This is a genomic window from Citrobacter sp. RHBSTW-00881 (assembly GCF_013728515.1).
GTDB classification, from domain to species: Bacteria; Pseudomonadota; Gammaproteobacteria; order Enterobacterales; family Enterobacteriaceae; genus Citrobacter; species Citrobacter braakii.
Genome location: NZ_CP056269.1, coordinates 4,927,282 through 4,949,353, shown reverse-complemented (window position 1 = coordinate 4,949,353; position 22,072 = coordinate 4,927,282). Strand labels below are relative to the sequence as shown.

13 protein-coding genes, 6 tRNA genes, 3 rRNA genes, 1 pseudogene and 1 riboswitch are annotated in these 22,072 nt (G+C 51.1%); of the genes and pseudogenes, 21 read left to right on the top strand and 2 right to left on the bottom strand.

The features are described 5' to 3' along the window. The first annotated feature begins 92 nt into the window (after positions 1-92). Positions 93-279: riboswitch (cobalamin riboswitch) on the top strand. 65 nt (positions 280-344) lie between these two features. The 9 genes from btuB (at position 345) to birA (ending at position 10,792) form a co-directional block, all read left to right on the top strand. Next, positions 345-2,183 carry a TonB-dependent vitamin B12 receptor BtuB gene (gene btuB, locus HV311_RS23770; RefSeq protein WP_191220540.1) on the top strand — a complete coding sequence of 613 codons (1,839 nt, stop codon included), beginning with the start codon at positions 345-347 and terminating at the stop codon, positions 2,181-2,183. After that, entirely contained in the window at positions 2,128-2,979 is an 852-nt protein-coding gene (murI, locus tag HV311_RS23765; protein ID WP_016157938.1) for a glutamate racemase, read from the top strand. Before btuB ends, murI begins: the two co-directional genes overlap by 56 nt. Positions 2,980-3,354: 375 nt before the next feature. Continuing rightward, positions 3,355-4,896: ribosomal RNA gene (locus HV311_RS23760) — 16S ribosomal RNA — on the top strand. 71 nt (positions 4,897-4,967) lie between these two features. Beyond that, a tRNA-Ile gene (locus HV311_RS23755) sits at positions 4,968-5,044 on the top strand. 108 nt (positions 5,045-5,152) lie between these two features. Next, positions 5,153-5,228, top strand: a tRNA-Ala gene (locus HV311_RS23750). Positions 5,229-5,436: 208 nt separating this feature from the next. Further along, positions 5,437-8,343: ribosomal RNA gene (locus tag HV311_RS23745) — 23S ribosomal RNA — on the top strand. Between the two features lie 95 nt (positions 8,344-8,438). Next, a 5S ribosomal RNA gene (rrf, locus tag HV311_RS23740) occupies positions 8,439-8,554 on the top strand. The 16S, 23S and 5S rRNA genes sit together here with 2 tRNA genes alongside, the layout of an rRNA operon. Positions 8,555-8,804: 250 nt before the next feature. After that, complete coding sequence (gene murB, locus HV311_RS23735) at positions 8,805-9,833, top strand: UDP-N-acetylmuramate dehydrogenase (protein ID WP_191220539.1); 1,029 nt, start codon at positions 8,805-8,807, stop codon at positions 9,831-9,833. After that, positions 9,830-10,792 carry a bifunctional biotin--[acetyl-CoA-carboxylase] ligase/biotin operon repressor BirA gene (birA, locus tag HV311_RS23730; protein WP_185655178.1) on the top strand — a complete coding sequence of 321 codons (963 nt, stop codon included), beginning with the start codon at positions 9,830-9,832 and terminating at the stop codon, positions 10,790-10,792. Before murB ends, birA begins: the two co-directional genes overlap by 4 nt. A gap of 33 nt (positions 10,793-10,825) precedes the next feature. On the opposite strand, the gene coaA is transcribed toward birA, so the two are convergent. Then, on the bottom strand, positions 10,826-11,776 hold the full coding sequence (coaA, locus tag HV311_RS23725; protein WP_003031107.1) for a type I pantothenate kinase: 951 nt from the start codon (positions 11,774-11,776) through the stop codon (positions 10,826-10,828). A gap of 289 nt (positions 11,777-12,065) precedes the next feature. After that, positions 12,066-12,146, bottom strand: a pseudogene (locus tag HV311_RS28120) (hypothetical protein); the annotation flags it as partial. Positions 12,147-12,165: 19 nt separating this feature from the next. On the opposite strand from HV311_RS28120, the gene HV311_RS23720 reads away from it, so the two are divergent. The 12 genes from HV311_RS23720 (at position 12,166) to rpoB (ending at position 22,000) form a co-directional block, all read left to right on the top strand. After that, positions 12,166-12,241 (top strand) — tRNA-Thr (locus HV311_RS23720). 8 nt (positions 12,242-12,249) lie between these two features. Further along, a tRNA-Tyr gene (locus tag HV311_RS23715) sits at positions 12,250-12,334 on the top strand. A gap of 114 nt (positions 12,335-12,448) precedes the next feature. Further along, positions 12,449-12,523 (top strand) — tRNA-Gly (locus HV311_RS23710). 5 nt (positions 12,524-12,528) lie between these two features. After that, a tRNA-Thr gene (locus HV311_RS23705) sits at positions 12,529-12,604 on the top strand. A 118-nt stretch (positions 12,605-12,722) separates the two neighbouring features. Then, positions 12,723-13,907, top strand: coding sequence for an elongation factor Tu (tuf, locus tag HV311_RS23700; RefSeq protein WP_003031109.1), 1,185 nt, complete (start codon positions 12,723-12,725; stop codon positions 13,905-13,907). Positions 13,908-14,137: 230 nt separating this feature from the next. Then, positions 14,138-14,521, top strand: a complete 384-nt coding sequence (gene secE, locus HV311_RS23695; protein WP_053389755.1) for a preprotein translocase subunit SecE — start codon at positions 14,138-14,140, stop codon at positions 14,519-14,521. Position 14,522: 1 nt separating this feature from the next. After that, positions 14,523-15,068, top strand: coding sequence for a transcription termination/antitermination protein NusG (gene nusG, locus HV311_RS23690; protein WP_003033125.1), 546 nt, complete (start codon positions 14,523-14,525; stop codon positions 15,066-15,068). Positions 15,069-15,223: 155 nt separating this feature from the next. Continuing rightward, positions 15,224-15,652 carry a 50S ribosomal protein L11 gene (rplK, locus tag HV311_RS23685; protein ID WP_003033122.1) on the top strand — a complete coding sequence of 143 codons (429 nt, stop codon included), beginning with the start codon at positions 15,224-15,226 and terminating at the stop codon, positions 15,650-15,652. A gap of 3 nt (positions 15,653-15,655) precedes the next feature. Further along, positions 15,656-16,363 carry a 50S ribosomal protein L1 gene (gene rplA, locus HV311_RS23680; RefSeq protein WP_016155300.1) on the top strand — a complete coding sequence of 236 codons (708 nt, stop codon included), beginning with the start codon at positions 15,656-15,658 and terminating at the stop codon, positions 16,361-16,363. A gap of 358 nt (positions 16,364-16,721) precedes the next feature. Beyond that, positions 16,722-17,219 (top strand): 50S ribosomal protein L10, encoded by a 498-nt coding sequence (rplJ, locus tag HV311_RS23675; protein WP_005132895.1) that lies wholly within the window; start codon positions 16,722-16,724, stop codon positions 17,217-17,219. Between the two features lie 66 nt (positions 17,220-17,285). Then, a complete protein-coding gene (gene rplL / locus HV311_RS23670; RefSeq protein WP_000028882.1) occupies positions 17,286-17,651 on the top strand; it encodes a 50S ribosomal protein L7/L12 in 366 nt (121 codons plus the stop codon). A gap of 320 nt (positions 17,652-17,971) precedes the next feature. Continuing rightward, positions 17,972-22,000 (top strand): DNA-directed RNA polymerase subunit beta, encoded by a 4,029-nt coding sequence (gene rpoB, locus HV311_RS23665; RefSeq protein ID WP_003033111.1) that lies wholly within the window; start codon positions 17,972-17,974, stop codon positions 21,998-22,000. Positions 22,001-22,072: the final 72 nt, after the last annotated feature.

Genomic DNA, 22,072 nt, shown 5'->3' with positions numbered 1-22,072 from the left:
ACGCGGGGATTGTAGGGATTGCTCAACAGATGTCCAGTCATTGATGATTTCCGATATTGTGATGCGCGGTCTGGACACCAGGTTGTAACAAACTGTAGCATCCGTTTTCCGGTCCTGTGAGTTAAAAGGGAATCCAGTGTGAATCTGGAGCTGACGCGCAGCGGTAAGGAAGGTAGGAGATGAGCGCACCTGGTGCAGACACTGCGGCTTGCCGTGGGAAGTCATCATCTCTTTAAGTTGCCTCCAAGCCCGAAGACCTGCCGGCTAACGTCGCATCTGGTTTTCATCATCGCGTACTATCGGTGGGACCTGCGGCATCCTTCTTATATTGTGGATGCTTTACAATGATTAAAAAATCGTTGCTGTGCACGGTACTGTCCGTCACAGCATTTTCGGGTTGGGCGCAGGACACTAGCCCAGATACTCTCGTCGTCACTGCCAACCGTTTTCAGCAGCCTCGTAGCGCTGTACTTGCCCCTATCACCGTTGTTACGCGTCAGGATATCGATCGCTGGCAATCCACTTCCGTCAATGATGTGCTTCGTCGCCTGCCGGGCGTGGATATCGCCCAATACGGTGGTATGGGACAAAATTCGTCTATTTCTATTCGCGGCACCAACGCCAGCCATGTGCTGGTGTTGATTGACGGCGTGCGTCTGAACCTGGCAGGGGTTAGCGGCGCAGCCGATCTTAGCCAGTTCCCAGTCTCGTTAGTGCAACGTATCGAATACATTCGTGGGCCGCGTTCGGCGGTTTATGGTTCTGATGCGATTGGCGGTGTGGTGAATATCATTACCACGCGTGAAAAGCAGGGGACGGAACTCACTGCCGGTGTGGGGAGCAATGGGTATCAGAATTATGATGTCTCAACCCAACAACAGCTTGGCGAAAATACGCGCGTCACATTAATGGGCGATTATGCCTATACCAAAGGTTTTGATGTTGTCGCATACGGTAGCACTGGCTCTCAGGCTCAGCCCGACAAAGACGGTTTCTTAAGTAAGACGCTGTATGGCGCGCTGGAACATAACTTTTCCGATACATGGAGCGGGTTTGTTCGCGGCTACGGCTATGATAACCGAACAGATTATGACGCGTATTATTATCCTGGGACGCCGTTAGTGGATACCCGTCAGCTCTATAGCCAAAGCTGGGATGCCGGGCTGCGCTTTAATGGCGAACTTATCCAGTCACAACTGGTTTCCAGCTATAGCCATAGTAAAGATTACAACTATGATCCGGATTATGGCCGCTATGACTCCTCGGCCACACTGGATGATATGAAGCAATATAATGTTCAGTGGTCCAACAGTATGGTGCTTGGTCACGGTAACGTAGGCGCAGGCGTTGACTGGCAAAAGCAAACCACGACGCCTGGCACCGGGTATGTCACAGACGGTTACGATCAGCGTAATACGGGTCTCTACCTGACCGGGTTGCAGCAACTGGGCGACTTTACCTTTGAAGGTGCGGCGCGCAGTGATGATAACTCCGAATTTGGTCGTCATGGCACATGGCAAACCAGTGCCGGATGGGAGTTTTTTGAAGGCTATCGTTTTATTGCGTCCTACGGTACATCTTACAAAGCGCCTAATCTCGGACAGTTGCATGGTTATTACGGCAATTCGAACCTGGATCCTGAACAAAGTAAGCAATGGGAAGGGGCGTTTGAAGGCTTAACGGCGGGCGTGAACTGGCGTGTATCTGGATATCGTAATGATATTGACGACATGATCGATTACGACCCGCATACCGAGAAATACTTTAACGAAGGTAAAGTTCGTATTAAAGGTGTGGAAGCGACCGCAAACTTTGATACCGGGCCGTTGGCACATACGCTGAGCTACGATTATGTCGATTCGCGCAATGCGATTACGGACAAGCCGCTCGCACGCCGTTCTAAAAACCAGGTGAAGTACCAGCTCGACTGGCAGGTTTATGATTTTGACTGGGGCCTGACGTATCATTACCTGGGAACGCGTTATGACACTGACTACGTAACCTACCAGCCGGTAAAAATGGGTGGGGTTAGCCTGTGGGATCTTGGCGTGTCATATCCAATCACCTCACAGCTGACAGTTCGTGGTAAAATCGCCAACCTGTTCGATAAAGATTACGAGACAGTTTATGGCTACGCAACTGCAGGACGGGAATACACCTTGTCTGGCAGCTACACTTTCTGATCCGCGTCCCACCGTGCTGGTGTTTGATTCCGGCGTCGGTGGGTTGTCGGTCTATGACGAGATCCGGCGTCTTCTGCCGGATCTCCACTATATATACGCTTTCGACAACGTCGCCTTTCCTTATGGAGAGAAGAGCGAGGAGTTTATCGTCGAACGTGTTGTTGAGATTGTGACTGCGGTCCAGCAGCGCTATCCCCTCTCTCTTGCGGTCATCGCGTGTAATACAGCAAGCACGGTATCGCTCCCTGCATTACGTGAGAAATTTGCCTTTCCGGTTGTGGGCGTGGTGCCTGCCATTAAACCGGCGGCGCGACTCACGGCGAATGGTGTGGTGGGACTGCTGGCTACGCGTGCAACGGTGAAGCGTTCATATACCCATGAGTTGATTGCACGGTTTGCTAACGAATGTCAGATAGCGATGCTGGGTTCCGCTGAGCTGGTGGAACTGGCGGAAGCGAAGCTGCACGGTGAAACCGTTTCTCTGGAAGAACTGCGTCGTGTCCTGCGCCCTTGGCTGCGGATGTCGGAACCACCTGACACGGTGGTGCTCGGATGCACCCATTTCCCTCTATTACGGGAAGAACTTTTACAGGTCCTGCCTGAGGGGACGCGGCTGGTGGATTCTGGTGCCGCGATTGCGCGTCGTACGGCCTGGTTATTAGAACATGAAGCGCCAGACGCGAAATCAACTGATGAGAATGTCGCATTCTGCATGGCAATGACGGCAGAAGCCGAACAATTATTGCCCGTGCTGCAGCGTTATGGCTTTAAGACGCTCGAAAAACTGGCTGTTTAGGCTGTTTTGGTGGAAAAATAGGCACTCGGGAGATTATTTTAAATTTCCCCTTGTCAGCCTGAAATAACTCCCTATAATGCGCCTCCACTGACACGGAACAACGGATTACAAACCGCCGGGTCAGCGGGGTTCCACTGAGAATCTCGCAGAGAAAAGCAAAAATAAATGCTTGACTCTGAATGAGGAAAACGTAATATACGGGACCTCGCGACAGAGCGCTAAAGCGCGTCGCAACTGCTCTTTAACAATTTATCAGACAATCTGTGTGGGCACTCGAAGATACGGATTCTTAACGTCGCAAGACGAAAAATGAATACCAAGTCTCTGAGTGAACACGTAATTCATTACGAAGTTTAATTCACGAGCATCAAACTTAAATTGAAGAGTTTGATCATGGCTCAGATTGAACGCTGGCGGCAGGCCTAACACATGCAAGTCGAACGGTAGCACAGAGGAGCTTGCTCCTTGGGTGACGAGTGGCGGACGGGTGAGTAATGTCTGGGAAACTGCCCGATGGAGGGGGATAACTACTGGAAACGGTAGCTAATACCGCATAACGTCGCAAGACCAAAGAGGGGGACCTTCGGGCCTCTTGCCATCGGATGTGCCCAGATGGGATTAGCTAGTAGGTGGGGTAACGGCTCACCTAGGCGACGATCCCTAGCTGGTCTGAGAGGATGACCAGCCACACTGGAACTGAGACACGGTCCAGACTCCTACGGGAGGCAGCAGTGGGGAATATTGCACAATGGGCGCAAGCCTGATGCAGCCATGCCGCGTGTATGAAGAAGGCCTTCGGGTTGTAAAGTACTTTCAGCGAGGAGGAAGGTGTTGTGGTTAATAACCGCAGCAATTGACGTTACTCGCAGAAGAAGCACCGGCTAACTCCGTGCCAGCAGCCGCGGTAATACGGAGGGTGCAAGCGTTAATCGGAATTACTGGGCGTAAAGCGCACGCAGGCGGTCTGTCAAGTCGGATGTGAAATCCCCGGGCTCAACCTGGGAACTGCATCCGAAACTGGCAGGCTAGAGTCTTGTAGAGGGGGGTAGAATTCCAGGTGTAGCGGTGAAATGCGTAGAGATCTGGAGGAATACCGGTGGCGAAGGCGGCCCCCTGGACAAAGACTGACGCTCAGGTGCGAAAGCGTGGGGAGCAAACAGGATTAGATACCCTGGTAGTCCACGCCGTAAACGATGTCGACTTGGAGGTTGTGCCCTTGAGGCGTGGCTTCCGGAGCTAACGCGTTAAGTCGACCGCCTGGGGAGTACGGCCGCAAGGTTAAAACTCAAATGAATTGACGGGGGCCCGCACAAGCGGTGGAGCATGTGGTTTAATTCGATGCAACGCGAAGAACCTTACCTACTCTTGACATCCAGAGAACTTAGCAGAGATGCTTTGGTGCCTTCGGGAACTCTGAGACAGGTGCTGCATGGCTGTCGTCAGCTCGTGTTGTGAAATGTTGGGTTAAGTCCCGCAACGAGCGCAACCCTTATCCTTTGTTGCCAGCGATTCGGTCGGGAACTCAAAGGAGACTGCCAGTGATAAACTGGAGGAAGGTGGGGATGACGTCAAGTCATCATGGCCCTTACGAGTAGGGCTACACACGTGCTACAATGGCATATACAAAGAGAAGCGACCTCGCGAGAGCAAGCGGACCTCATAAAGTATGTCGTAGTCCGGATTGGAGTCTGCAACTCGACTCCATGAAGTCGGAATCGCTAGTAATCGTGGATCAGAATGCCACGGTGAATACGTTCCCGGGCCTTGTACACACCGCCCGTCACACCATGGGAGTGGGTTGCAAAAGAAGTAGGTAGCTTAACCTTCGGGAGGGCGCTTACCACTTTGTGATTCATGACTGGGGTGAAGTCGTAACAAGGTAACCGTAGGGGAACCTGCGGTTGGATCACCTCCTTACCTTAAAGAAACGTTCTTTGTAGTGCTCACACAGATTGTCTGATGAAAATTAGCAGTAAGAAAATCTCTGCAGGCTTGTAGCTCAGGTGGTTAGAGCGCACCCCTGATAAGGGTGAGGTCGGTGGTTCAAGTCCACTCAGGCCTACCAAATTTCTGCTGATGCTGCGTTGCGGCGACGCTCACATACTTCAGTATGCTTCGCGTCACCACGCCTTGCCTCAACAGAAATTAAGGTTAAACGAGATTTAACTACGATGGGGCTATAGCTCAGCTGGGAGAGCGCCTGCTTTGCACGCAGGAGGTCTGCGGTTCGATCCCGCATAGCTCCACCATCCTTTACTGCAAAAACACAAGAAAACTTCAGAGTGTACCTGAAAAGGTTCACTGCGAAGTTTTGCTCTTTAAAAATCTGGATCAAGCTGAAAATTGAAACGACACACTGTTTCATTTCTCCGTAAACAAGAAATGAAAAGCGGTGTGTCCGAGTCTCTCAAATTTTCGCAACACTGAAGTGTTTTACGAAACATCTTCGGGTTGTGAGGTTAAGCGACTAAGCGTACACGGTGGATGCCCTGGCAGTCAGAGGCGATGAAGGACGTGCTAATCTGCGATAAGCGTCGGTAAGGTGATATGAACCGTTATAACCGGCGATTTCCGAATGGGGAAACCCAGTGTGATTCGTCACACTATCATTACGTGAATACATAGCGTAATGAAGCGAACCGGGGGAACTGAAACATCTAAGTACCCCGAGGAAAAGAAATCAACCGAGATTCCCCCAGTAGCGGCGAGCGAACGGGGAGCAGCCCAGAGTCTGAATCAGCATGTGTGGTAGTGGAACGGTCTGGAAAGTCCGGCGATACAGGGTGATAGCCCCGTACACAAAAGTGCATGTGTTGTGAACTCGAAGAGTAGGGCGGGACACGTGGTATCCTGTCTGAATATGGGGGGACCATCCTCCAAGGCTAAATACTCCTGACTGACCGATAGTGAACCAGTACCGTGAGGGAAAGGCGAAAAGAACCCCGGCGAGGGGAGTGAAAAAGAACCTGAAACCGTGTACGTACAAGCAGTGGGAGCCTCTTTATGGGGTGACTGCGTACCTTTTGTATAATGGGTCAGCGACTTATATTCTGTAGCAAGGTTAACCGAATAGGGGAGCCGAAGGGAAACCGAGTCTTAACTGGGCGTTAAGTTGCAGGGTATAGACCCGAAACCCGGTGATCTAGCCATGGGCAGGTTGAAGGTTGGGTAACACTAACTGGAGGACCGAACCGACTAATGTTGAAAAATTAGCGGATGACTTGTGGCTGGGGGTGAAAGGCCAATCAAACCGGGAGATAGCTGGTTCTCCCCGAAAGCTATTTAGGTAGCGCCTCGTGAACTCATCTTCGGGGGTAGAGCACTGTTTCGGCTAGGGGGTCATCCCGACTTACCAACCCGATGCAAACTGCGAATACCGAAGAATGTTATCACGGGAGACACACGGCGGGTGCTAACGTCCGTCGTGAAGAGGGAAACAACCCAGACCGCCAGCTAAGGTCCCAAAGTCATGGTTAAGTGGGAAACGATGTGGGAAGGCACAGACAGCCAGGATGTTGGCTTAGAAGCAGCCATCATTTAAAGAAAGCGTAATAGCTCACTGGTCGAGTCGGCCTGCGCGGAAGATGTAACGGGGCTAAACCATGCACCGAAGCTGCGGCAGCGACACTATGTGTTGTTGGGTAGGGGAGCGTTCTGTAAGCCGTTGAAGGTGTGCTGTGAGGCATGCTGGAGGTATCAGAAGTGCGAATGCTGACATAAGTAACGATAATGCGGGTGAAAAACCCGCACGCCGGAAGACCAAGGGTTCCTGTCCAACGTTAATCGGGGCAGGGTGAGTCGACCCCTAAGGCGAGGCCGAAAGGCGTAGTCGATGGGAAACAGGTTAATATTCCTGTACTTGGTGTTACTGCGAGGGGGGGACGGAGAAGGCTATGTTAGCCGGGCGACGGTTGTCCCGGTTTAAGCATGTAGGCGGAGATTCCAGGTAAATCCGGAGTCTTGTTAACGCTGAGGTGTGATGACGAGGCACTACGGTGCTGAAGTAACAAATGCCCTGCTTCCAGGAAAAGCCTCTAAGCATCAGGTAACACGAAATCGTACCCCAAACCGACACAGGTGGTCAGGTAGAGAATACCAAGGCGCTTGAGAGAACTCGGGTGAAGGAACTAGGCAAAATGGTGCCGTAACTTCGGGAGAAGGCACGCTGATATGTAGGTGAAGTGATTTACTCATGGAGCTGAAATCAGTCGAAGATACCAGCTGGCTGCAACTGTTTATTAAAAACACAGCACTGTGCAAACACGAAAGTGGACGTATACGGTGTGACGCCTGCCCGGTGCCGGAAGGTTAATTGATGGGGTTATCCGTAAGGAGAAGCTCTTGATCGAAGCCCCGGTAAACGGCGGCCGTAACTATAACGGTCCTAAGGTAGCGAAATTCCTTGTCGGGTAAGTTCCGACCTGCACGAATGGCGTAATGATGGCCAGGCTGTCTCCACCCGAGACTCAGTGAAATTGAACTCGCTGTGAAGATGCAGTGTACCCGCGGCAAGACGGAAAGACCCCGTGAACCTTTACTATAGCTTGACACTGAACACTGGTCCTTGATGTGTAGGATAGGTGGGAGGCTTTGAAGTGTGGACGCCAGTCTGCATGGAGCCAACCTTGAAATACCACCCTTTAATGGCTGGTGTTCTAACGTAGACCCGTAATCCGGGTTGCGGACAGTGTCTGGTGGGTAGTTTGACTGGGGCGGTCTCCTCCTAAAGAGTAACGGAGGAGCACGAAGGTTAGCTAATCCTGGTCGGACATCAGGAGGTTAGTGCAAAGGCATAAGCTAGCTTGACTGCGAGAGTGACGGCTCGAGCAGGTGCGAAAGCAGGTCTTAGTGATCCGGTGGTTCTGAATGGAAGGGCCATCGCTCAACGGATAAAAGGTACTCCGGGGATAACAGGCTGATACCGCCCAAGAGTTCATATCGACGGCGGTGTTTGGCACCTCGATGTCGGCTCATCACATCCTGGGGCTGAAGTAGGTCCCAAGGGTATGGCTGTTCGCCATTTAAAGTGGTACGCGAGCTGGGTTTAGAACGTCGTGAGACAGTTCGGTCCCTATCTGCCGTGGGCGCTGGAGAATTGAGGGGGGCTGCTCCTAGTACGAGAGGACCGGAGTGGACGCATCACTGGTGTTCGGGTTGTCATGCCAATGGCATTGCCCGGTAGCTAAATGCGGAAGAGATAAGTGCTGAAAGCATCTAAGCACGAAACTTGCCCCGAGATGAGTTCTCCCTGACCCTTTAAGGGTCCTGAAGGAACGTTGAAGACGACGACGTTGATAGGTCGGGTGTGTAAGCGTAGCGATACGTTGAGCTAACCGATACTAATGAACCGTGAGGCTTAACCTTACAACGCCGAAGATGTTTTGGCGAAAGAGACACGATATTCAGCTTGATTACAGATTACATCGACATGCGAAAAGCGTGTTGATAAACAGAATTTGCCTGGCGGCTGTAGCGCGGTGGTCCCACCTGACCCCATGCCGAACTCAGAAGTGAAACGCCGTAGCGCCGATGGTAGTGTGGGGTCTCCCCATGCGAGAGTAGGGAACTGCCAGGCATCAAATAAGTGAAGAAGCCCATCCTGCCGGATGGGCTTTTTTGCGTCTGCAGGGATGAAAATCGCCGGATGTGACCTCCCGCCTTATCCGGCCAGCGTCTGTTATTACCGGATACAGCGCCTGTAAACCTTATTCTTACTGTGATTGCAGCCTCATCGGTTGCAAAGCAACATCCTAAGCTTCCATAACACAAGCCATCCTGCAGCATATACGGTAAACTAAGCGCGATTTTGCATCAGGAAAGCGTCTATGAATCACTCCCTTAAAGCCTGGAACACCTTCGGTATCGATCAACAAGCTAATGTGCTTGTCTGTGCTGAAAATGAGCAACAACTACTAAATGCCTGGCAATCAGCCAATGCATCACATCATCCAGTGCTAATCCTGGGCGAAGGGAGTAACGTCCTGTTTCTTGATGCCTTCCATGGAACGGTGATCGTCAACCGTATCAAGGGAATAGCGATTACAGAACAACCTGATGCGTGGCATTTGCACGTAGGCGCGGGTGAAAACTGGCATCATCTGGTAGAGCATACGCTGCAGCAAAGCATGCCCGGACTGGAAAATCTGGCGCTGATCCCCGGCTGCGTGGGTTCATCGCCGATCCAGAATATTGGTGCCTATGGCGTAGAACTGCGGCGCGTCTGTGAATATGTGGACTGCGTAGAGCTTTCGACCGGCAAACATCTGCGCGTCGGCGCCGCAGAATGCCGATTTGGTTACCGTGACAGTATCTTCAAACATGAGTACCAGGATCGTTTCGCGATTGTAGCGGTTGGTCTGCGCTTACCTAAACAGTGGCAACCCGTTCTCACTTATGGTGACCTGACGCGTCTTGATCCTGCCACGGTAACGCCTCGGCAGGTTTTTGATTCTGTTTGCCATATGCGCACCACAAAACTGCCCGATCCAAAAGTAAACGGTAATGCGGGGAGTTTCTTTAAAAACCCGGTTGTTACCGCGGACATTGTGCAGGAACTCCTGGCGAAATTTCCGACTGCACCTCATTACCCGCAGGCTGATGGCTCTGTGAAACTGGCTGCTGGCTGGCTTATCGATCAATGTCAGCTAAAAGGCATGCGCATTGGCGGCGCAGCGGTACATCAGCAGCAGGCACTGGTGCTGATCAATGCAGGCCATGCTACGAGTCAGGATGTGGTGCAACTGGCGCATCACGTACGCCAAAAAGTCGGTGAGAAATTCAATGTCTGGCTTGAACCGGAAGTCCGGTTTATTGGCCCACTGGGTGAAGTGAATGCCGTGGAGATCGTTGCATGAAGGATAATACCGTCCCCCTGACGCTTATTTCATTATTAGCCGATGGCGAATTTCACTCTGGTGAGCAACTCGGTGAAAAGCTGGGAATGAGCCGTGCGGCAATCAATAAACATGTCCAGACGCTACGTGACTGGGGTGTTGATGTATTTACTGTCCCTGGTAAAGGATACAGCTTACCTGAACCTATCCAGCTATTAGATTCATCACTTATTTATTCTCAGCTGGATGGCGGGAATATAACGGTCCTGCCGGTTATCGACTCAACCAATCAGTACCTGATGGATCGAATTGGTCAACTGGAGTCAGGGGATGCCTGCGTCGCTGAGTATCAGCAGGCCGGTCGTGGTCGTCGTGGACGTAAATGGTTCTCTCCCTTTGGCGCCAATCTGTACCTTTCAATGTTCTGGCGACTGGAACAAGGACCGGCAGCCGCGATTGGCCTGAGCCTGGTGATTGGTATTGTCATGGCTGAGGTTTTACGCGATCTGGGCGCGGATAAAGTGCGTGTTAAATGGCCCAACGACCTCTATTTGCTCGACCGTAAACTGGCAGGGATCCTGGTTGAACTCACCGGAAAAACGGGCGATGCCGCACAGATTGTTATTGGGGCGGGTATAAACATGTCCATGCGTCGGGTTGAGGAGAATGTGGTTAATCAAGGCTGGATTAATCTGCAGGAAGCGGGTATTACCATTGACCGCAATACTCTGGCTGCCCGACTGATCCGCGAGCTGCGCGCTGCCCTGATACTGTTTGAGCATGAGGGCCTGGCGCCGTATTTGTCCCGCTGGAGGGCGCTGGATAACTTTATCGACCGTCCCGTTAAACTCATTATTGGTGATAAAGAAATATTTGGCGTATCTCGTGGAATAGATGCGCAAGGTGCATTACTACTCGAACAAAATGGCGTGATAAAACCCTGGATGGGTGGGGAAATATCGCTTAGAAGCGCTGAATAATAAGAAGGGGAGCTATGGCTCCCCTTTATTTTTTTATTTTCGTAATCTGACTTGCTCAACGGCATGATTGGCGCTTTTCGTCATGATTAAGCTGGCTCGCTCACGCGTTGGTAAAATGTTTTGTTTTAAATTCAACCAGTTGATTTCTTTCCACAGTGATGTAGCCGTGTTGATTGCCTCGTCTTCCGACAATTTCGCATAGTTATGGAAATAAGAGTCTGGGTTGGTAAATGCCCCTTCGCGGAATTTCAGGAAGCGGTTGATATACCACGTCTGGAGTAATTCTTCTGGCGCATCCACATAAATAGAAAAGTCGACAAAGTCAGAAACAAATACATGATGTGGATCGTGAGGATAGTCCATCCCACTTTGTAATACATTGAGCCCTTCGAGGATTAATATGTCGGGCTGGGCAACGGTTTTGTCGCCATCAGGGATCACATCATAAATCAGATGAGAATAGACCGGTGCCGTAACGTTGGGGACGCCAGACTTTAGATCGGAAACGAATTTAACCAGACGGTGCATATCATAGGACTGAGGAAAGCCTTTCTTCTTCATGAGCCCACGATCTTTCAACACCTGGTTAGGATGAAGAAAACCGTCAGTAGTGATCAGCTCAACCTTACGATGCTCGGGCCAGCGACTCAGCAACGCTTGCAACACACGTGCAGTCGTACTTTTGCCGACGGCGACGCTGCCAGCAATGCTAATAATATAAGGAATACGCTCGCCGTTGGTGCCTAAAAATTGCTCCAGCACAGCCTGACGCCGCAGGTTCGAACTGATGTAAAAATTTAGCAAACGCGATAATGGCAAATAAATCTCAGCAACTTCTTCCAGCGATAAGTCTTCGTTAATGCCTTTCAGACGAGCAATCTCTTCCTCGGTCAGAGTCATCGGCACGGAATCACGAAGCGCAGCCCACTGGTTGCGATCAAACTGTAGGTAAGGCGACGTTAACGCTTGCTCTTTTATACTCATACGCATGGTCTGGCTGTCATTGCTATATCAGGTCTGCGGTAAAAAACGAAATCATCCCCGGTACGCAATGGCACGCACATTTCAGTTAATTTGGACAATGGGCAGGAGGGTAACACCAGATGGGAGGGAATAATAAGAAAAAATCGTCCCCTGAAACGCAATGTGACGGCTATTCCAGATGTATAAAGATGCACTTTCTCTCTATTGATAACGGCATGCTGGAGCAAAATGCCTTCTGGGAGCGCGGCTGACGTTGGAAATTTGTTCAATTCGAAGAAGGAATAGATTATTTATCGGTCGTATAGCGCAAAATGTGAGCGATAGAACATTTTATGCAATTTTTTAGTTGCATGAGTGCGCATGTCTCCATAAAATGCGCGCTACTTGATGCCGACTTAGCTCAGTAGGTAGAGCAACTGACTTGTAATCAGTAGGTCACCAGTTCGATTCCGGTAGTCGGCACCATCAAGTCCGGTGGGGTTCCCGAGCGGCCAAAGGGAGCAGACTGTAAATCTGCCGTCACAGACTTCGAAGGTTCGAATCCTTCCCCCACCACCACTTTCTGGCAGCGTTATCGCCGCCTGAGTTGGTTAAAAAATTAATCAGCTCGAATAAAAAAGAGAGAAATCTCTTTTTTATTACAGAAAGAACTGGGTAGCCGAGTTTCAGGATGCGGGCATCGTATAATGGCTATTACCTCAGCCTTCCAAGCTGATGATGCGGGTTCGATTCCCGCTGCCCGCTCCAGACGTGCTGATATGGCTCAGTTGGTAGAGCGCACCCTTGGTAAGGGTGAGGTCCCCAGTTCGACTCTGGGTATCAGCACCACTTCACTTCTCCTTCCCGTTTCTCTCTGTTTACTTTTAAAAGCATTCAACAGCTCAGGCATATGGCCTGGTTGATGTGGTGATATCACCGATTTATCCGTGTCTTAGAGGGACAATCGATGTCTAAAGAAAAATTTGAACGTACAAAACCGCACGTTAACGTCGGTACTATCGGCCACGTTGACCATGGTAAAACAACGCTGACCGCTGCAATCACTACCGTACTGGCTAAAACCTACGGCGGTGCTGCTCGTGCATTCGACCAGATCGATAACGCGCCGGAAGAAAAAGCTCGTGGTATCACCATCAACACTTCTCACGTTGAATATGACACCCCGACTCGCCACTACGCACACGTAGACTGCCCGGGCCACGCCGACTATGTTAAAAACATGATCACCGGTGCTGCGCAGATGGACGGCGCGATCCTGGTTGTTGCTGCGACTGACGGCCCGATGCCGCAGACTCGTGAGCACATCCTGCTGGGTCGTCAGGTAGGCGTTCCGTACATCATCGTGTTCCTGAACAAATGCGACATGGTTGATGACGAAGAGCTGCTGGAACTGGTAGAAATGGAAGTTCGTGAACTTCTGTCTCAGTACGATTTCCCGGGCGACGACACTCCGATCGTTCGTGGTTCTGCTCTGAAAGCGCTGGAAGGCGAAGCAGAGTGGGAAGCGAAAATCATCGAACTGGCTGGCTTCCTGGATTCTTACATCCCAGAACCAGAGCGTGCGATTGACAAGCCGTTCCTGCTGCCTATCGAAGACGTATTCTCCATCTCCGGTCGTGGTACCGTTGTTACCGGTCGTGTAGAGCGCGGTATCATCAAAGTTGGTGAAGAAGTTGAAATCGTTGGTATCAAAGAGACTGCTAAGTCTACCTGTACTGGCGTTGAAATGTTCCGCAAACTGCTGGACGAAGGCCGTGCTGGTGAGAACGTTGGTGTTCTGCTGCGTGGTATCAAACGTGAAGAAATCGAACGTGGTCAGGTACTGGCTAAGCCGGGCTCTATCAAGCCGCACACCAAGTTCGAATCTGAAGTGTACATTCTGTCCAAAGATGAAGGCGGCCGTCATACTCCGTTCTTCAAAGGCTACCGTCCGCAGTTCTACTTCCGTACTACTGACGTGACTGGTACCATCGAACTGCCGGAAGGCGTTGAGATGGTAATGCCGGGCGACAACATCAAAATGGTTGTTACCCTGATCCACCCAATCGCGATGGACGACGGTCTGCGTTTCGCAATCCGTGAAGGCGGCCGTACTGTTGGTGCGGGCGTTGTTGCCAAAGTAATGAGCTAATTGCCGAATAACATTTGACGCAATGCGCAATAAAAGGGCATCATTTGATGCCCTTTTTGCACGCTTTCACACCAGAACCTGGCTCATCAGTGATTTTATTTGTCATAATCATTGCTGAGACAGGCTCTGAAGAGGGCGTTTAGTCCGAAACGCACCAGAGCATTTCGGTTTGGATCGCCTCGCTTACGCGGGGTGAAAATGTTTGTAGAATACTTCTGACAGGTTGGTTTATGAGTGCGAATACCGAAGCTCAAGGAAGCGGGCGCGGCCTGGAAGCGATGAAGTGGGTTGTTGTCGCTATATTGCTGCTTGTAGCTATCGTTGGCAACTACCTCTATCGTGACATGATGCTGCCGCTGCGTGCGCTGGCCGTAGTGATTCTGATTGCCGCAGCGGGTGGTGTCGCGCTGTTGACAACAAAAGGTAAAGCGACCGTTGCTTTTGCCCGTGAAGCGAGAACCGAAGTCCGTAAGGTCATTTGGCCAACTCGCCAGGAAACATTGCACACCACATTAATTGTGGCTGCGGTTACCGCAGTAATGTCACTGATCCTGTGGGGACTGGATGGTATTCTGGTTCGCCTGGTATCCTTTATCACTGGCCTGAGGTTCTAAGATGTCTGAAGCCCCTAAAAAGCGCTGGTACGTCGTTCAGGCGTTTTCCGGTTTTGAAGGCCGCGTAGCTACATCGCTGCGCGAATATATCAAGTTACAAAATATGGAAGAGCTGTTTGGCGAAGTCATGGTGCCGACCGAAGAAGTGGTCGAAATCCGTGGCGGTCAGCGTCGCAAGAGCGAACGTAAATTCTTCCCGGGCTATGTATTGGTCCAGATGGTGATGAATGACGCAAGCTGGCACCTGGTGCGCAGCGTGCCGCGTGTGATGGGCTTTATCGGCGGTACTTCTGACCGTCCGGCGCCGATCAGCGACAAAGAAGTTGATGCGATCATGAACCGTCTGCAGCAGGTTGGCGACAAGCCGCGTCCGAAAACGATGTTTGAGCCAGGTGAAATGGTTCGCGTTAGCGACGGTCCGTTCGCTGACTTTAACGGCGTGGTTGAAGAAGTGGACTACGAGAAGTCTCGTCTGAAAGTTTCCGTATCTATCTTCGGTCGTGCGACTCCAGTTGAACTGGACTTCGCTCAGGTTGAAAAAGCCTAACACCCCGATCAAAAAAGCGACGATTTAATCGTTGCACAAGGCGCGAGATTGGAATACAATTTCGCGCCTTTTGTTTTTATGGATCCTATCCGTAAAACGAATTTAATCACGGGGAGCCTCCTTGAGGCGTTATAACCCAACTAGAGGAATTTAGAATGGCTAAGAAAGTCCAAGCCTATGTCAAGCTGCAGGTTGCAGCTGGTATGGCTAACCCGAGTCCGCCGGTAGGTCCTGCACTGGGTCAACAAGGCGTGAACATCATGGAATTCTGCAAAGCGTTCAACGCTAAAACTGATTCCATGGAAAAAGGTCTGCCAATCCCGGTTGTTATCACCGTTTACGCTGACCGTTCTTTCACTTTCGTTACCAAAACGCCTCCGGCAGCAGTTCTGCTGAAGAAAGCGGCTGGTATCAAGTCTGGTTCCGGCAAGCCGAACAAAGACAAAGTGGGTAAAATTTCCCGCGCTCAGCTGCAGGAAATCGCGCAGACCAAAGCTGCCGACATGACTGGTTCCGACATTGAAGCGATGACTCGCTCCATTGAAGGTACTGCACGTTCCATGGGCCTGGTAGTGGAGGACTAAGAAATGGCTAAACTGACCAAGCGCATGTCCGTGATCCGTGACAAAGTTGATGCTACTAAGCAGTACGACATCAACGAAGCTATCGCTCTGCTGAAAGAGCTGGCCACTGCTAAATTCGTAGAAAGCGTGGACGTTGCTGTTAACCTCGGCATCGATGCTCGTAAATCTGACCAGAACGTACGTGGTGCAACTGTACTGCCGCACGGTACTGGCCGTTCCGTTCGCGTAGCCGTATTTACCCAGGGTGCAAACGCTGAAGCTGCTAAAGCTGCAGGCGCTGAGCTGGTAGGTATGGAAGATCTGGCTGAACAGATCAAGAAAGGCGAAATGAACTTTGACGTTGTTATTGCTTCCCCGGATGCAATGCGCGTTGTTGGCCAGCTGGGTCAGGTTCTGGGTCCGCGCGGCCTGATGCCAAACCCGAAAGTTGGTACTGTAACTCCTAACGTTGCTGAAGCTGTTAAGAATGCTAAAGCTGGTCAGGTTCGTTACCGTAACGACAAAAACGGCATCATCCACACCACCATCGGTAAAGTGGATTTTGACGCTGACAAACTGAAAGAAAACCTGGAAGCTCTGCTGGTTGCGCTGAAAAAAGCAAAACCGACTCAGGCAAAAGGCGTGTACATCAAGAAAGTTAGCATCTCCACCACCATGGGTGCTGGCGTTGCCGTTGATCAGTCCGGTCTGACTGCGACTGTGGCGAACTAATATTCGCCTTTACGTGGGCGGTGATTTTGTCTACAATCTTACCCCCACGTATTCTGCTAATTGCAGACGTATATCTGAGATATTCAGGCTGTGGCAAGGCAGTTAACGCCACGACAGATTGAATAGCGACAGATAGAAAAGATTTGTTCGTTGGAGCCTGGCCTAATCCAGGCCTCCGTCGAAGACCGCAGGTGTTTCGTAAGAAACTTAATGCCCTGCGTAGACGGTGACAGAACGCTAAGATTATTTCTGATACTCTGGCTTGTTTCTGCTCACCGTATTTAGACGCTCTCTCCGTTGGGGGGAGTGAAGTGAGTTCCGGAACATGAGTTCCGGCAAACATCCAGGAGCAAAGCTAATGGCTTTAAATCTTCAAGACAAACAAGCGATTGTTGCTGAAGTCAGCGAAGTAGCCAAAGGCGCGCTGTCTGCAGTAGTTGCGGATTCCCGTGGCGTAACTGTAGATAAAATGACTGAACTGCGTAAAGCAGGTCGTGAAGCTGGCGTATACATGCGTGTTGTTCGTAACACCCTGCTGCGCCGCGTCGTTGAAGGTACTCAGTTCGAGTGCCTGAAAGACACGTTTGTTGGTCCGACCCTGATTGCATACTCTATGGAACACCCGGGCGCTGCTGCTCGTCTGTTCAAAGAGTTCGCGAAAGCGAATGCAAAATTTGAGGTCAAAGCCGCAGCCTTTGAAGGTGAGTTGATTACGGCATCGAATATCGATCGCCTGGCAACTCTGCCGACCTACGAAGAAGCAATTGCACGCCTGATGGCAACCATGAAAGAAGCTTCGGCTGGCAAACTGGTTCGTACTCTGGCTGCTGTACGCGATGCGAAAGAAGCTGCTTAATCGCAGTTATCTTTGTAAAGCATCTGCTTACGTATAAACTTATTCTGATTTTCAGGAACAATTTAAATGTCTATCACTAAAGATCAAATCATTGAAGCAGTATCCGCTATGTCCGTAATGGACGTTGTAGAACTGATTTCTGCAATGGAAGAAAAATTCGGTGTTTCTGCTGCTGCTGCTGTAGCTGTAGCTGCTGGCCCGGCTGAAGCTGCTGAAGAAAAAACTGAATTCGACGTAATTCTGAAAGCTGCAGGCGCTAACAAAGTTGCTGTTATCAAAGCAGTACGTGGCGCAACTGGCCTGGGTCTGAAAGAAGCTAAAGACCTGGTAGAATCTGCACCGGCTGCGCTGAAAGAAGGCGTGAGCAAAGACGACGCAGAAGCACTGAAAAAATCTCTGGAAGAAGCTGGCGCTGAAGTTGAAGTTAAATAAGCCAACTTTTCTGGTTGCAGCCTAAGAAATTAGGCTGATGGCTGGTGACTTTTTAGTCACCAGCCTTTTTGCGCTGTAAGGCGCCAGTAGCATTTCACACTGTTTGACTACTGCTGTGCCTTTCAATGCTTGTTTCTATCGACGTCTTAATATACTGCGACAGAACGTCAGTTCTGTGTAAATCGCAATGAAATGGTTTAAGCGTGATAGCAACAGGCATTGCGGAAAGTATTCGATTTTCCGGTCAACAAAATAGTGTTGCACAAACTGTCCCTTCGTCGGACAGATGGGTCGACTTGTCAGCGAGCTGAGGAACCCTAATGGTTTACTCCTATACCGAGAAAAAACGTATTCGTAAGGATTTTGGTAAACGTCCGCAAGTGTTGGACATACCTTATCTCCTTTCTATCCAGCTTGACTCGTTTCAGAAGTTCATCGAGCAAGATCCTGAAGGGCAGTATGGTCTGGAAGCAGCTTTCCGTTCCGTTTTCCCGATTCAGAGCTACAGCGGTAATTCCGAGCTGCAATACGTCAGCTACCGCCTTGGCGAACCGGTGTTTGACGTTCAGGAATGTCAGATCCGTGGCGTGACCTATTCCGCACCGCTGCGCGTAAAACTGCGCCTGGTGATCTACGAGCGCGAAGCGCCGGAAGGCACCGTAAAAGACATTAAAGAACAAGAAGTCTACATGGGCGAAATTCCGCTCATGACAGACAACGGTACCTTTGTTATCAACGGTACCGAACGTGTTATCGTTTCTCAGCTGCACCGTAGTCCTGGCGTCTTCTTTGACTCCGACAAAGGTAAAACCCACTCTTCGGGTAAAGTGCTGTATAACGCGCGTATCATCCCTTACCGTGGTTCCTGGCTGGACTTCGAATTCGATCCGAAGGACAACCTGTTCGTACGTATTGACCGTCGCCGTAAACTGCCTGCGACCATTATTCTGCGTGCACTGAACTACACCACTGAGCAGATCCTTGACCTGTTCTTTGAGAAAGTTGTTTTCGAAATTCGTGACAACAAGCTGCAGATGGAACTGGTGCCGGAACGCCTGCGTGGTGAAACCGCCTCCTTTGACATCGAAGCTAACGGCAAAGTCTACGTCGAAAAAGGCCGTCGCATCACTGCGCGCCACATTCGCCAGCTGGAAAAAGACGATATCAAACATATCGAAGTTCCGGTTGAATACATTGCTGGTAAAGTTGCGGCTAAAGACTACGTTGACGAATCTACTGGCGAGCTGATCTGCGCAGCTAACATGGAGCTGAGTCTGGATCTGCTGGCTAAGCTGAGCCAGTCTGGCCACAAGCGTATCGAAACGCTGTTCACCAACGATCTGGACCACGGTCCGTACATTTCTGAAACTGTACGTGTCGACCCAACCAACGATCGTCTGAGCGCGCTGGTAGAAATCTACCGCATGATGCGCCCTGGTGAGCCGCCGACGCGTGAAGCTGCTGAAAGCCTGTTCGAGAACCTGTTCTTCTCCGAAGACCGCTATGACCTGTCTGCGGTTGGTCGTATGAAGTTCAACCGTTCTCTGCTGCGCGACGAAATCGAAGGTTCCGGTATCCTGAGCAAAGATGACATCATCGAAGTGATGAAGAAGCTCATCGATATCCGTAACGGTAAAGGCGAAGTCGATGATATCGACCACCTCGGTAACCGTCGTATCCGTTCCGTAGGCGAAATGGCGGAAAACCAGTTCCGCGTTGGCCTGGTACGTGTTGAGCGTGCGGTGAAAGAGCGTCTGTCTCTGGGCGATCTGGATACCCTGATGCCTCAGGATATGATCAACGCTAAGCCGATTTCTGCAGCAGTGAAAGAGTTCTTTGGTTCCAGCCAGCTGTCTCAGTTTATGGACCAGAACAACCCGCTGTCTGAGATTACGCACAAACGTCGTATCTCTGCACTCGGCCCAGGCGGTTTGACTCGTGAACGCGCAGGCTTCGAAGTTCGAGACGTACACCCGACTCACTACGGTCGCGTATGTCCAATCGAAACGCCTGAAGGTCCGAACATCGGTCTGATCAACTCCTTGTCCGTGTACGCACAGACTAACGAATACGGCTTCCTCGAGACTCCGTACCGTAAAGTGACCGACGGTGTTGTAACTGACGAAATTCATTACCTGTCTGCTATCGAAGAAGGCAACTACGTTATCGCTCAGGCGAACTCCAACCTGGATGACGAAGGCCACTTTGTAGAAGATCTGGTTACCTGCCGTAGCAAAGGCGAATCCAGCTTGTTCAGCCGTGACCAGGTTGACTACATGGACGTATCCACCCAGCAGGTGGTATCCGTCGGTGCGTCCCTGATCCCGTTCCTGGAACACGATGACGCCAACCGTGCATTGATGGGTGCGAACATGCAACGTCAGGCGGTTCCGACTCTGCGTGCTGATAAGCCGCTGGTTGGTACCGGTATGGAACGTGCTGTTGCCGTCGACTCCGGTGTTACCGCAGTTGCTAAACGTGGCGGTACCGTCCAGTACGTGGATGCTTCCCGTATCGTTATCAAAGTTAACGAAGACGAGATGTACCCGGGCGAAGCAGGTATCGACATTTATAACCTGACCAAATACACCCGTTCTAACCAGAACACCTGTATCAACCAGATGCCTTGCGTATCTCTGGGCGAACCGGTTGAACGTGGTGATGTGCTGGCAGACGGTCCGTCCACCGACCTCGGTGAACTGGCGCTCGGTCAGAACATGCGCGTGGCATTCATGCCATGGAATGGTTACAACTTCGAAGACTCCATCCTCGTATCTGAGCGTGTTGTCCAGGAAGACCGTTTCACCACCATCCACATTCAGGAACTGGCATGTGTGTCCCGTGACACCAAGCTGGGGCCGGAAGAGATCACCGCTGACATCCCGAACGTGGGTGAAGCTGCGCTCTCCAAACTGGATGAATCCGGTATCGTTTATATCGGCGCGGAAGTAACCGGTGGCGACATTCTGGTTGGTAAGGTAACGCCGAAAGGTGAAACCCAGCTGACGCCAGAAGAGAAGCTGCTGCGTGCGATCTTCGGTGAGAAAGCGTCTGACGTTAAAGACTCTTCTCTGCGCGTGCCAAACGGTGTTTCCGGTACAATTATCGACGTTCAGGTCTTTACTCGCGATGGCGTAGAAAAAGACAAACGTGCGCTGGAAATCGAAGAGATGCAGCTGAAGCAGGCGAAAAAAGACCTGTCTGAAGAACTGCAAATCCTCGAAGCTGGCCTGTTCAGCCGTATCTACGCTGTGCTGGTTTCCGGTGGTGTTGAAGCTGAGAAGCTCGACAAACTGCCGCGCGATCGCTGGTTAGAACTCGGCCTGACCGACGAAGAGAAACAAAATCAGCTGGAACAACTGGCTGAGCAGTACGACGAACTGAAACACGAGTTCGAGAAAAAACTCGAAGCGAAACGCCGTAAAATCACTCAGGGCGACGATCTGGCACCGGGCGTGCTGAAGATTGTTAAGGTTTATCTGGCGGTTAAACGTCGGATCCAGCCTGGTGATAAGATGGCAGGTCGTCACGGTAACAAAGGTGTAATCTCTAAGATCAACCCGATCGAAGATATGCCACACGATGCTAACGGTACGCCGGTAGATATCGTGCTGAACCCGCTGGGCGTACCATCGCGTATGAACATCGGTCAGATCCTTGAAACCCACCTGGGTATGGCTGCGAAAGGTATCGGCGATAAGATCAACGCCATGCTGAAACAGCAGCAGGAAGTCGCGAAACTGCGCGAATTCATCCAGCGTGCTTACGATCTGGGTTCAGATGTTCGTCAGAAAGTTGACCTGAATACCTTCAGCGATGAAGAAGTTCTGCGTCTGGCTGAAAACCTGAAAAAAGGTATGCCGATCGCAACGCCGGTGTTCGACGGTGCGAAAGAGTCTGAAATCAAGGAACTGTTACAGCTGGGTGGCCTGCCGACTTCCGGTCAGATCACACTGTTCGACGGTCGTACCGGTGAGCAGTTCGAGCGCCAGGTTACCGTTGGCTACATGTACATGCTGAAACTGAACCACCTGGTTGATGACAAGATGCATGCGCGTTCTACCGGTTCTTACAGCCTGGTTACTCAGCAGCCGCTGGGTGGTAAGGCTCAGTTCGGTGGTCAGCGCTTCGGGGAGATGGAAGTGTGGGCGCTTGAAGCATACGGCGCGGCATACACCCTGCAGGAAATGCTCACCGTTAAGTCTGATGACGTGAACGGTCGTACTAAGATGTATAAAAACATCGTGGACGGCAACCATCAGATGGAACCAGGCATGCCGGAATCCTTCAACGTACTGTTGAAAGAGATTCGTTCGCTGGGTATCAACATCGAGCTGGAAGACGAGTAACTCTCGATCAAACAGGTCACTGGTGCTGGCGTAACAGCCAGCGCCAGATTGTGCTAACTCCGACGGGAGCAA

Excerpts from the sequence above, each read along its gene's own strand:
- murI (WP_016157938.1), top strand. The coding sequence starts at position 2,128 with ATGGCTACGCAACTGCAGGACGGGAATACACCTTGTCTGGCAGCTACA.
- rplJ (WP_005132895.1), top strand. The coding sequence starts at position 16,722 with ATGGCTTTAAATCTTCAAGACAAACAAGCGATTGTTGCTGAAGTCAGC.
- rplK (WP_003033122.1), top strand. The coding sequence starts at position 15,224 with ATGGCTAAGAAAGTCCAAGCCTATGTCAAGCTGCAGGTTGCAGCTGGT.
- rplA (WP_016155300.1), top strand. The coding sequence starts at position 15,656 with ATGGCTAAACTGACCAAGCGCATGTCCGTGATCCGTGACAAAGTTGAT.
- btuB (WP_191220540.1), top strand. The coding sequence starts at position 345 with ATGATTAAAAAATCGTTGCTGTGCACGGTACTGTCCGTCACAGCATTT.
- rplL (WP_000028882.1), top strand. The coding sequence starts at position 17,286 with ATGTCTATCACTAAAGATCAAATCATTGAAGCAGTATCCGCTATGTCC.
- coaA (WP_003031107.1), bottom strand. The coding sequence starts at position 11,776 with ATGAGTATAAAAGAGCAAGCGTTAACGTCGCCTTACCTACAGTTTGAT.
- tuf (WP_003031109.1), top strand. The coding sequence starts at position 12,723 with ATGTCTAAAGAAAAATTTGAACGTACAAAACCGCACGTTAACGTCGGT.
- rpoB (WP_003033111.1), top strand. The coding sequence starts at position 17,972 with ATGGTTTACTCCTATACCGAGAAAAAACGTATTCGTAAGGATTTTGGT.
- secE (WP_053389755.1), top strand. The coding sequence starts at position 14,138 with ATGAGTGCGAATACCGAAGCTCAAGGAAGCGGGCGCGGCCTGGAAGCG.
- murB (WP_191220539.1), top strand. The coding sequence starts at position 8,805 with ATGAATCACTCCCTTAAAGCCTGGAACACCTTCGGTATCGATCAACAA.
- birA (WP_185655178.1), top strand. The coding sequence starts at position 9,830 with ATGAAGGATAATACCGTCCCCCTGACGCTTATTTCATTATTAGCCGAT.
- nusG (WP_003033125.1), top strand. The coding sequence starts at position 14,523 with ATGTCTGAAGCCCCTAAAAAGCGCTGGTACGTCGTTCAGGCGTTTTCC.